13 protein-coding genes are annotated in these 10,962 nt (G+C 68.4%); all 13 read left to right on the top strand.

Annotated elements, in window-relative coordinates:
- Positions 1 to 32: 32 nt before the first annotated feature.
- On the top strand, positions 33 to 1,214 hold the full coding sequence (locus ACRDNQ_RS13910) for a phage major capsid protein (protein WP_431829294.1): 1,182 nt from the start codon (positions 33 to 35) through the stop codon (positions 1,212 to 1,214).
- Between the two features lie 183 nt (positions 1,215 to 1,397).
- Entirely contained in the window at positions 1,398 to 1,997 is a 600-nt protein-coding gene (locus ACRDNQ_RS13905) for a head-tail connector protein (RefSeq protein WP_431829293.1), read from the top strand.
- On the top strand, positions 1,994 to 2,332 hold the full coding sequence (locus ACRDNQ_RS13900; RefSeq protein ID WP_431829292.1) for a head-tail adaptor protein: 339 nt from the start codon (positions 1,994 to 1,996) through the stop codon (positions 2,330 to 2,332). The genes ACRDNQ_RS13905 and ACRDNQ_RS13900 overlap by 4 nt, the downstream gene beginning before the upstream one ends.
- Entirely contained in the window at positions 2,329 to 2,739 is a 411-nt protein-coding gene (locus ACRDNQ_RS13895; RefSeq protein ID WP_431829291.1) for a DUF3168 domain-containing protein, read from the top strand. Before ACRDNQ_RS13900 ends, ACRDNQ_RS13895 begins: the two co-directional genes overlap by 4 nt.
- A gap of 23 nt (positions 2,740 to 2,762) precedes the next feature.
- Positions 2,763 to 3,176, top strand: coding sequence for a phage major tail protein, TP901-1 family (locus ACRDNQ_RS13890; RefSeq protein WP_431829290.1), 414 nt, complete (start codon positions 2,763 to 2,765; stop codon positions 3,174 to 3,176).
- Complete coding sequence (locus ACRDNQ_RS13885) at positions 3,176 to 3,502, top strand: gene transfer agent family protein (RefSeq protein WP_431829289.1); 327 nt, start codon at positions 3,176 to 3,178, stop codon at positions 3,500 to 3,502. Before ACRDNQ_RS13890 ends, ACRDNQ_RS13885 begins: the two co-directional genes overlap by 1 nt.
- A complete protein-coding gene (locus ACRDNQ_RS13880) occupies positions 3,499 to 3,708 on the top strand; it encodes a rcc01693 family protein (protein WP_431829288.1) in 210 nt (69 codons plus the stop codon). Before ACRDNQ_RS13885 ends, ACRDNQ_RS13880 begins: the two co-directional genes overlap by 4 nt.
- Positions 3,695 to 4,357 (top strand): phage tail tape measure protein, encoded by a 663-nt coding sequence (locus ACRDNQ_RS13875; RefSeq protein ID WP_431829287.1) that lies wholly within the window; start codon positions 3,695 to 3,697, stop codon positions 4,355 to 4,357. The genes ACRDNQ_RS13880 and ACRDNQ_RS13875 overlap by 14 nt, the downstream gene beginning before the upstream one ends.
- 10 nt (positions 4,358 to 4,367) lie before the next feature.
- Positions 4,368 to 5,000, top strand: coding sequence for a phage distal tail protein, Rcc01695 family (locus ACRDNQ_RS13870; RefSeq protein WP_431829286.1), 633 nt, complete (start codon positions 4,368 to 4,370; stop codon positions 4,998 to 5,000).
- A complete protein-coding gene (locus ACRDNQ_RS13865) occupies positions 4,997 to 5,884 on the top strand; it encodes a DUF2163 domain-containing protein (RefSeq protein WP_431829285.1) in 888 nt (295 codons plus the stop codon). Before ACRDNQ_RS13870 ends, ACRDNQ_RS13865 begins: the two co-directional genes overlap by 4 nt.
- Positions 5,881 to 6,342, top strand: coding sequence for an NlpC/P60 family protein (locus tag ACRDNQ_RS13860; RefSeq protein WP_431829284.1), 462 nt, complete (start codon positions 5,881 to 5,883; stop codon positions 6,340 to 6,342). Before ACRDNQ_RS13865 ends, ACRDNQ_RS13860 begins: the two co-directional genes overlap by 4 nt.
- On the top strand, positions 6,342 to 10,262 hold the full coding sequence (locus ACRDNQ_RS13855) for a baseplate multidomain protein megatron (RefSeq protein WP_431829283.1): 3,921 nt from the start codon (positions 6,342 to 6,344) through the stop codon (positions 10,260 to 10,262). The genes ACRDNQ_RS13860 and ACRDNQ_RS13855 overlap by 1 nt, the downstream gene beginning before the upstream one ends.
- Positions 10,255 to 10,962: a DUF2793 domain-containing protein gene (locus tag ACRDNQ_RS13850; RefSeq protein WP_431829282.1), complete on the top strand. Its 708-nt coding sequence runs from the start codon at positions 10,255 to 10,257 to the stop codon at positions 10,960 to 10,962. The genes ACRDNQ_RS13855 and ACRDNQ_RS13850 overlap by 8 nt, the downstream gene beginning before the upstream one ends.

Here is a 10,962-nt window from a genome sequence, read left to right as displayed (position 1 = left end):
CCGGCCGCACCAAGCCAAGAGAGGACCATGCGATGAGCACGACCGAGACCAAGTCCCGGTCCGCTGGCGCCTTGCCGGATGACGGCGGGCCTGCGGCCGAACTGAGGACCGCGCTTGCGGGCTTCATGGGCGACATCACCGAACGACTTCACAAACAGGAAGAGCGACTGACCATGCTGGATCGGAAATCCACCCTTTCGCGCCGCCCGGCGCTGTCGGCCCTGGCCGAGACCGAGGCCCCGCACCAGAAGGCCTTCGCGGCCTATCTTCGGTCGGGCGACGACGATGCGCTGCGCGGTCTTGAGATCGAGGGCAAGGCGCTGTCGTCCGCGGTGGCCGCCGAGGGCGGATACCTTGTCGATCCGCAGACAGCCGAGACCGTGAAGAGCGTGTTGAAATCGACTGCCTCGCTTCGGCAGATCGCCAATGTGGTGAACGTGGAAGCCACGTCCTTCGACGTGCTGATCGACCACACCGACATCGGGTCCGGCTGGGCGAGCGAGACCGGCAGCGTCGCCGAGACCGACACCCCGCAGATCGAGCGCATCTCGATCCCGCTGCACGAGCTGTCGGCGATGCCCAAGGCCTCGCAGCGCCTGCTGGACGACAGCGCGTTCGACATCGAGGGCTGGCTTGCGTCGCGCATCGCCGACAAGTTCGCCCGCGCCGAGGCGGCGGCCTTCGTGATTGGCGACGGCATCGACAAGCCACGCGGCTTCCTGACCCGTCCGACGGTGGACAACGCGGTCTGGGCCTGGGGGTCGATCGGCTATGTGCCCACCGGCACGAACGGGGCCTTCGATTCGGTGGCGCCGGCGGATGCGATCGTCGACCTTGTCTATGCGCTGGGTGCGCAATACCGGTCGGGCGCGACCTTCGTGATGAACTCGAAGACCGCGGGCCAGGTGCGCAAGATCAAGGATGCCGACGGCCGCTTCCTGTGGTCGGACGGCCTTGCCGCGGGTGAGCCCGCGCGGCTTCTGGGCTATCCGGTGCTGATCGCCGAGGACATGCCGGACGTCGCCGCAGGCGCGGACGCCGTTGCCTTCGGCGATTTCTCGGCGGGCTACACGGTGGCGGAACGCCCCGACCTGCGCATCCTGCGAGACCCGTTCTCGGCCAAGCCGCACGTTCTGTTCTACGCCACCAAACGCGTGGGCGGCGACGTGAGCGACTTCGCCGCGATCAAGCTGCTGCGGTTCTCGGTCGCCTGATCGGTGACCGGGTCGACGGTTCGGGTGGGATTTGGGCCCGGACCGTCGGCATGGACGCGCGTCGACAGACCCCGCGTTGTCTAGCTGCTTCCCCTCCGTCCGAGCAATGCGGCGGCGCGCGTCCATGTCCATGACCCCTCGCCCGGACGGGCGCGGGCGGGAACGGGTTTTCGGAGAGAATTCATGATACTAGTCGAGCAGGCCACGGTGCCCGCGGCGGCCCTGCCGGTCGCGGAGTTCAGGGATTACTTGCGTCTGGGGACCGGGTTCGCGGACGCCGCCGAGCAGGACGGCGTCCTGGAGACCTGCCTGCGCGGGGCGATCGCGGCAATCGAGGCGCGGACCGGCAAGGCGGTGCTTCGGCGCGCGTTCCAGTGGTCGGTGACGGCCTGGCGGGACCTGTCGCGGCAGGTGCTGCCGGTGGCGCCGGTCGCGGCGATCACGCGTCTGGCCATCGTCGAGCGGTCCGGGACCGAGGCCGAGATCGCACCGTCGCGCTATGCGCTGGAGCGCGACACGCATCGTCCGGCGCTTGTGGCGCAGGGGTTCCTGTTGCCGTCGATCCCGCTGGGTGGGAGCGCCGAGATCACCTTCGAGGCCGGCTATGGCGCGGCCTGGACCGGGGTTCCGGCGGACCTGCGCAAGGCGGTCTTCGCGCTGGCGGCAAGCTATTACGAGAACCGCCACGGGGCGACGGACGGCGCGGAGGGATTTCCCGCTGAGGTCAACGCGCTTCTTGTGCCCCATCTCAACCTGCGTCTTTTCGGCGGGGGGCGGCGATGATCCGGCCGCGGCTGAACCGGCCGCTGGCGCTTGAGGTTGCCGAGCGCCTGCCCGACGGCGCGGGCGGGTTCGTCGACAGCTGGAGCGCGCTTGGCACGCTTTGGGCCGAGATCCGGCCCGGTGCCGGCGACGAGCGGGCGCAGGACTTCGCGACGCTGAGCCGGGTGAGTTGCCGGATTCTGGTGCGGGCGGCACCCGTGGGCGCGCCGTCGCGTCCGCGACCCGAGCAGCGGTTCCGGGACGGTGGCCGGGTCTGGCGCATCCTGGCCGTGACCGAGAGCGACGCGACGGGCGCCTATCTGACGTGTTTCGCGCGCGAGGAGGTGGCGGCATGAGTTACGGCATGGCGGCCGCCCTTCAGGCGGCCATCTATCAGCGGCTGTCCAGCGACCCGGGCCTGACCGCGCTGGTCGGAGAGGCGATCTATGACGTGGTGCCCGCGGGCCAGTTGCCCGGCACCTACGTGAGCCTTGGCCCCGAGGAGGTGCGCGAGCGGTCCGACAAGACCGCGCGCGGATCGGACCACCTGTTCACGGTGAGCGTGGTCACGGACGCGGCAGGCTTCCAACACGCAAAGGCGGTGGCCGGCGCGGTGTCGGACGCGCTGGACGGCGGGGCGCCTGCCATGGCGCGGGGGCGGATCGTGTCGATGCACTTTCTGCGCGCCCGCGCGCTTCGCGTCGCGGCCGCACGGAACCGCCGCATCGACCTGACCTTCCGCGCGCGCGTGGAAGACGAATGAACCTCTAGCACGGAGCAAGCGTCATGGGTGCGCAGAACGGCAAGGATCTTCTCATCAAGCTCGACATGACCGGAGACGGCCAGTTCGAGACGGTCGCGGGGCTGCGTGCCACGCGCATCAGCTTCAACGCCGAAAGCGTGGATGTCACCAGTCTGGAAAGCACGGGCGGCTGGCGCGAGCTTCTGGGCGGGGCAGGCGTGAAGTCGGCCACGATCTCGGGCTCGGGGGTGTTCAAGGACGCCGATACCGACGAACGCGCACGGCAGCTTTTCTTCGCGGGCGAGACGCCGGGATGCCAGGTCATCATCCCCGACTTCGGGATCGTCGAAGGCGCGTTCCAGATCACGTCGATCGAGTTCGCGGGAAGCTACAACGGCGAGGCGACCTACGAGATGGCCTTCGCCTCGGCCGGGGCGCTGAGCTTTACGGCGCTTTGATGGAAAATCCCTGGGCGGGCGAGGCGGCGCTGGTCATCGGCGGCGAGCGTCAGGTGCTGAAGCTGACGCTGGGCGCCCTGGCAGAGCTTGAGGCGACGCTTGAGGCCGGCGATCTGATCGCGCTGATCGAGCGCTTCGAGGGCGGGCGGTTTTCGAGCCGCGACGTGCTGGCGCTGATCGTGGCGGGGCTTCGGGGGGGCGGCTGGCGGGGCACGGCGGCCGACCTTCTGAGCGCCGAGATCGAGGGCGGGCCGGTCGAGGCCGCGCGGGTGGCGGGCCTTCTGCTGGCGCGGGCCTTCGCCTTGCCTTCGGATCCGCGGAAATGAGCCGCTTCGACTGGGCCGGGCTGATGCGCGCAGGGATGCAGGGGCTTCGGCTGCGACCGCGGGATTTCTGGCAGCTCACGCCGGCCGAGCTTCTGCTGATGCTGGGCCCGGATGCGGCGGGGACGGGGTTCGGGCGCTCGCGCCTGGAGGAACTGTCGCGGCAGTTTCCGGACGAACAAGGGGAAGGGACCGATGGACGAGATTGATGGTTTGACGGCGCTTGACGAGCAGATCGTTGCGCTTGAGCAATCGCTGGGCGGCGCGCAGACGGTGGCGGCGGCCTTCGACGGACAGGTGCGCCGCATGAGCCTGGCGATGACCGACGCGGGCGGCGACGTGGGCCGCCTGTCCACAGGCATCAGCCGGAGCCTGCGGCAGTCCTTCGACGGGCTGATCCTTGACGGGAAGAAGCTGTCGGATGTCCTGGGCGGTCTTGCCCGTTCGATGGTCGAGACGGCCTATTCGGCCGCCATGCGCCCGGTGACCGACAGCCTGGGCGGTCTGGTGGCGAGCGGGATCGAAGGGCTGGTCGGCGGCATGCTGCCGTTCGCACGGGGCGCCAGCTTCACCCAGGGCCGTGTCATGCCCTTCGCGCAGGGCGGGATCGTTTCGGGGCCCGTGGCGTTTCCGATGCGGGGCGGCACCGGCCTGATGGGCGAGGCAGGTCCCGAGGCGATCATGCCGCTGACCCGTGGCGCGGACGGACGGCTGGGCGTGCGCTCGGACGGTGGCGGACGGGCGGTGCAGGTTGTGATGAACATCTCGACCCCGGACGTCGAGGGGTTCCGCCGGTCACAAAGCCGGGTCGCGTCGCAGCTTGGCCGGGCCCTTGGCCGCGGCCAGCGCAACCGCTGAGGAGGGCGACATGGGATTTCACGAGATCCGCTTTCCCGCAAACCTCAGCTTCGGCTCGATGGGCGGGCCCGAGCGGCGCACGGACGTGGTGACGCTTGCCAACGGCTTCGAGGAGAGGAACACCCCCTGGGCGCATTCGCGCCGCCGCTATGACGCGGGTCTGGGCATGCGCGCGCTTGAAGACCTCGAGGAGGTGATCGCCTTCTTCGAGGCCCGGCAGGGGCAGCTTTTCGGTTTTCGCTGGAAGGATTGGGCGGACTTCAGGTCGTGCCCCGCCCCGCGTGCCCCCGGCTTCGAGGATCAGCTGATCGGCGAGGGCGACGGGCAACGCCGCGTCTTTCAACTGGTGAAGACCTATCGTTCGGGCGCGTTCACCTATGTGCGGCCGGTCGCGAAGCCGGTGGGGGGAACCGTCAGCGTCGGCATTCAGGGCGACCTGAAGACCGAAACCATCCACTATGAGCTGGACGACACGACCGGTGTGGTGACCTTCGCCGATCCACCGGACATCGGAGCGCGGGTCACCGCGGGCTTCGAGTTCGACGTCCCGGTGCGCTTCGATACCGACCGCATCCAGATCTCGGTGGCCAGCTTCGAGGCGGGCGAGGTGCCTTCGGTGCCGGTCGTCGAGGTGCGGTTGTGACGGATGCCGCGGCGGCGCTTCACGCGCATCTTGCGGGCGGGATCACGACGGTCGCGCGCTGCTGGGCCCTGACGCGGCGGGATGGGCGGGTGCTGGGCTTCACCGACCACGACCGGCCGCTGTCCTTCGCCGGCCTGAGCTTCGCCGCCGATGCCGGGCTGAGCGCGCGGGCGCTGCAGCAGGGCACGGGACTTGCGGTCGATAACAGCGAGGCGGTGGGCGTGCTGTCCCATGCCTCGATCCGCGAGGAGGACATCCGCGCCGGACGCTTCGACGGGGCCGACGTGCGATGCTGGCTGGTGAACTGGCGCAACGTCGAAGAGCGCAAGCTGCTGTTTCGCGGCAGCATCGGCGAGATCCGAACCAGCGCTGGCAGTTTCACGGCCGAATTGCGCGGGATGACGGAGGCGCTGAACCAGTCGTCGGGCCGGAACTTCCAGAAACCCTGTGGCGCACGTCTGGGCGATGCGCGGTGCGGGGTGGATTTGAGCGGGGACGCGTTCCGCGCGATCCGCACGGTGCTGTCGGCGGAGGACAATCGCAGGCTCGACCTGGGTCTGCTGGCGCCCTACGCCAAGGGATGGTTCACCCGGGGAACCCTGCGGGTCCTCGATGGTGAAGCCGAAGGGCAGGCCGCGGTCGTCAAGGACGACCGCGAGGCGACCGGTGGGCGCCGGATCGAGCTTTGGTCGGATCTGCGCGCCACCATCGCGCCCGGCGACCGGGTCGAGATCACCGCAGGCTGCGATCGCATGGCAGAGACCTGCCGCGTCAAGTTCAACAACTTCCTGAACTTCCGGGGATTTCCCCACATCCCGGGCGAGGACTGGCTGATCAGCTATCCAACGCGGTCGGGGCGCAACGACGGCGGGCGGCTGACATGACGGACGGCATCGGCGGGCGCGCGGTCGCGATCGCCCGGGACTGGATCGGGACGCCGTATCAGCACCAGGCGTCGTGCCGGGGCGCTGGCGCGGACTGTCTTGGACTGATCCGCGCGGTCTGGCGCGAGCTTTACGGCACAGAGCCCGAGGCGATCCCCGCCTATACCTGGGACTGGGCCGAGGCCGGTGGTGCGGCCGGCGGCGAGGAACGCCTGTGGGCGGCCGCGCAGCGTCATCTTTCCCGGCGTCAGCCGGGGTCGGCCCGTCCTGGCGACGTTCTTCTGTTCCGCATGGCGGAAGGCAGCGTCGCCAAGCATCTGGGCCTTCTGTCCAGGGGCGGGGCGGCCCCCTCGTTCATTCATGCCTATTGCGGCCACGGCGTCGTGGAAAGCGCGCTGAGCCTTCCCTGGTCACGACGCGTGGTCGCGTGTTTTGCGTTTCCCGAAAGGATCTCCTGATGGCGACGATCGTACTTTCCGCCGTGGGTGCGGCCATCGGTGGGGCCGTTGGAGGCAGCGTTCTGGGGATCGGCAGCGCCCTGATCGGCCGCGCGATCGGCGCGACCATCGGTTCGGTTATCGACCAGCAGATCCTGGGCGCGGGAAGCCAGGCCATCGAGACCGGAAAGGTCGACCGGTTCCGGCTGACCGGCGCGGGAGAGGGCATTCCCGTAGCGCGGCTTTACGGTCGCACGCGGATCTCGGGGCAGGTGATCTGGGCCTCGAGGTTCCGCGAGAGCGTCTCGACGACGGGGGGATCGGGGAAGGGAGGGGCCCCGGGCGGTCTTGAGATCACCAGTTATTCCTATTCGGTGAGCCTTGCGATCGGGCTGTGCGAGGGTGAGATCACGCGCGTGGGACGGATCTGGGCCGACGGCATCGAGATCAGCCGCAACTCGCTTAACCTTCGTGTCTACCCCGGGTCTGAAACCCAGATGCCCGATCCCAAGATCGAGGCGATCCAGGGCGCGGGGAAGGCGCCGGCCTATCGGGGACTGGCCTACGTCGTCATCGAGGACCTGGGGCTTGGGCGCTTCGGAAACCGTGTGCCGCAGTTCAGTTTCGAGGTCACCCGCGCCGACCAGGGGACCGATCTGGAGCAGCCGGTTGACGTCACGCGGGCCGTCCGGGCCGTCGCTTTGATGCCAGGCACCGGGGAATACTCGCTGTCGACCAGGCGTGTGTACTACCGCGACGCGCTTGGCCGCACACGTCCCGCGAACGTCAACACGCCGGGCCGGGTGCCGGATCTTCGCGCCTCGGTCGACGCCCTGTCCGAGGAACTGCCGAACGTCGGCGCCGCGTCGCTGATCATCTCGTGGTTCGGAGACGACCTGCGCTGCGGGGTCTGCGAGATACGCCCCAAGGTGGAGCAAAAGGAGATCGACGCTTATGGTCTGCCGTGGAGCGTCTCGGGCCTGACGCGCGAGAGGGCGCAGACGGTTCCCTATCTTGAAGGCAGGCCCGTCTATGGCGGCACGCCGACCGACCTGTCCGTGATCCAGGCGATCGAGGAGTTGCGTGGCCGCACCGGGGCGGTGATGTTCTATCCCTTCATCCTGATGGAGCAGCTTGCCGGCAACGGCCGTCCCGACCCCTGGAGCGATGCCGCCGATCAGCCGGCCCTGCCGTGGCGGGGCCGGGTCACGACATCTGTCGCTCCGGGACGGCCGGGCAGCCCGGACAAGACCGCAGCCGCTGCCGCCGAGGTCGCCGCCTTCTTCGGGCAGGCTGGCGTGGGCGATTTCCGGGTGACACCGGAGGGGGTGGCCTACTCGGGGCCGGCGGAGTTCTCCTACCGGCGCTTCATCCTTCATTACGCCCGTCTTTGTGCGATGGCCGGGGGGGTCGACGCGTTCTGCATCGGGTCGGAAATGCGCGGGCTGACCCAGATCCGCGATGGCGACGGCGGGTTCCCGGCCGTCGAGGCCCTGCGCGCCCTAGCCGCAGACGTGCGCGAGATCCTTGGACCTGATACGCGGATCGGTTACGCGGCCGACTGGTCGGAGTACTTCGGCTATCATCCCCAGGACGGGTCGGGGGACGTGTTCTTCCATCTCGATTCGCTGTGGGCCGATCCCGCGATCGATTTCGTGGGGATCGACAATTACATGCCGGTCTCGGATTGGCGCGAGGGGTATGACCACGCCGACGCGGGCTGGGGCGACATCCACGATATCGGTTATCTCCAGACCAATATCGCCGGCGGCGAAGGCTTCGACTGGTACTATGCCGATCCCGAGGCCGCAGATGCGCAGCAGCGCACACCGATCACCGACGGAGCCTATGGCGAGGACTGGGTTTTTCGCTTCAAGGACCTTCGCGGCTGGTGGTCGAACACGCATCACAACCGCCCGGGCGGCGTCCGGGACGAGAACCCGACCGCCTGGGTTCCGCAGTCGAAGCCGATCTGGTTCACCGAGATCGGCTGTGCGGCGATCGACAAGGGAACCAACGAACCCAACAAGTTCCTTGACCCCAAGTCGTCGGAGTCCGCGCTTCCGCGATTTTCGAACGGGCGCCGTGACGATCTTCTTCAGGCGCAGTTCCTGCGGGCCTCGGCCGATTTCTGGACGCGGCCCGCGAACAATCCGGTCTCGGAGGTCTACGAGGCGCCAATGCTTGACTGGTCGCGCGCCTTCGTCTGGGCCTGGGATGCGCGCCCCTATCCGGTGTTTCCCACCAGTCTCGACGTGTGGAGCGACGGCGAAAACTATGCACGCGGGCATTGGCTGAACGGACGGACGACAGGTCGGACCCTGGAAAGCGTGGTCCGCGAGATTTGCCGTGACGCGGGCATCGTAGACCCCGATACCTCGGCCCTGTTCGGTTTTGTCCGCGGGTTCACAAGTTCCGACGGTGCGAGTGCGCGGGCGCTTCTGCAATCGCTCATGCTTGGCTATGGCTTCGATGCGATCGAACGCGACGGCGCGCTGGTCTGGCGGTCGCGAAACGGTCGCGAGACCGCGGAAGTCGACCTGACCGGCCTTGTCGACAGCCCGGAAGTGTCCGGGCGGCTTGAAGAGGTGCGCCTTCCCGAAGCCGAGGTTTCGGGGCGCGTGCGACTGACCTTCGTGGAGGCCGATGCGGATTTCGAGCCCCGGGCCGTCGAGGCGGCCTTTCCCGAAGACGATGGCACGGCCATCTCGCAGTCCGAACTGAAGCTGGTTCTGACGCAAGCCGAGGGCCGGGCGATCGCCGAGCGCTGGCTGACCGAGGCCCGGGCCGCGCGTGACCGCATACGTCTGGCCCTTCCGCCATCGCGGATCGGCATTGGAGCGGGAGACCTGCTTCGTCTTGGCGAGGCACCCGATCTGTACCGCGTCGACGCCGTCGAGACCGCCGCGTGGCAGCAACTTGAAGCCGTGCGGGTCGAGCGGTCGGCCTATGTACCGGGGCCCGAAATCGGGGACATCGCATCGCCCCGACCCTTCGTCGCGCCGTCTCCGGTTCTTCCGGTCTTCTTGGATCTGCCGCTGCTGTCCGGCGACGAGGTTCCGCATGCGCCGCGGCTGGCGGTCGCGGCCGACCCCTGGCCGGGCCCGGTCGGTATCTTCTCGGCCATCGGCGAGGGCGGGTTCGCCTTGAATGGCGTGATCGAGAGGGCCGCCATCGTCGGAGTCACCGAAACCCCGCTTTTCGCCGCGCAGGCAGGGTCATGGGACCGGGGCGCGCCGCTGCGGCTGCGCCTTTCGGAAGGTGCCTTGAGTTCGGCCGAACCGGCCGCGGTCTTGGGGGGGGCGAATGTCGCGGCCATCGGATCGGATGACGGCGAGGATTGGGAGGTCTTCCAGTTCGCACGGGCCGTGCTTGTGGCGCCCGAAGTCTATGAGGTGTCTTTGCGGCTGCGAGGTCAGGCGGGGACCGATGCCCTGATGCCGGAGGAGTGGCCCGCCGGAAGTCGCGTTGTTCTTCTCGACGAGGCGGTGCGGCAGGTTGACCTGCCGTCCAGCCTGCGGGGCGTATCACGGCGATACCGGATTGGCCCGGCGTCCCTGCCGCTTGACGATCCGGACTTCATCGAGACGGACCGGTCGTTCGCTGGAGTCGGGCTGCGCCCCTATGCTCCCGTTCACCTTACCGCGTCACGCGGCTCGGATGGCGGGGTTCGTCTGTCCTGGATCAGACGCACGCGGATCGACGGCGACCTTTGGGACGGCCTCGACGTTCCGCTGGGCGAAGCTTCGGAATCCTACGTTGTGCGGATTCTCAAGGCCGGTCAGTTGCTGCGCGAGGTGACGGTCGGGGCCCCGATCTTCACCTACAGCCTTGCCATGCAGCTTGCCGACGGGGCCGACGCACCGTTCGAGGTTGGGGTGGCGCAGATATCGGATCGCTTCGGTCCGGGACTCTTCAGAAGGATTTCGGTTGATGACTGAGACGACAAGGTTGGGATTGCCGCTGGTTCAGGCCGCACAGGCGCAAAAACATGTGACCGTCAATTCCGGGCTCGAGCGGCTTGATGCGCTGGTCAAGCTTGTCCTGACATCATTGGACGAGACCGTGCCCCCCGAACAGCCGGACGGCATGTACGCCGTGCCGCCAGGTGCCCTGGGCGCCTGGGAGGGAAAGGGGGGCATGGTGGCCTTCGCGGCGAACGGGGGATGGGATTTCGCAAGCCCGCAGCAGGGTTGGTCGGCCTGGATCGCAGATCTTGGGGCCGCGGCCATCCATGATGGGTCAGAGTGGATCCCCGGCGCCGTGACGCTGTCTTGGTCGGGTGCCGGGATCAGTCTGCGCACGGTCGAGACTGACCATGTTGTGACCCCCGGCCCGGCGTCGAGCACATCCGCGGTGATCCCGGCGCAAAGCGTCGTCTACGGCGTCACGGGCCGTGTTCTAAGCCAGATCGGCGGCGACGCGACGGCGTTCGATCTTGGCATCGCCGGGGAGGCTCCGGACCGCTACGGCACAGGCTACAGTCTGAATGCGGGGTCCTGGCTTCGCGGGCTCACCTCGTCGCCGCTGGCCTACTATGCGCCGACCGCGCTGACCCTGACGGCAGTTGGCGGAAGTTTCACGGGCGGAAGCGTCCGTCTGGCGGTTCATCTGGCCGAACTGCGCGTGCCCGGGTCCTAG

The sequence above is a fragment of the Saliniferula longa genome (assembly GCF_050789285.1).
GTDB lineage: Bacteria > Pseudomonadota > Alphaproteobacteria > Rhodobacterales > Rhodobacteraceae > CAVPWP01.
The sequence above is the reverse complement of the archived record's forward strand: the minus strand, read 5'-3'. Positions and strand labels throughout refer to the sequence as shown.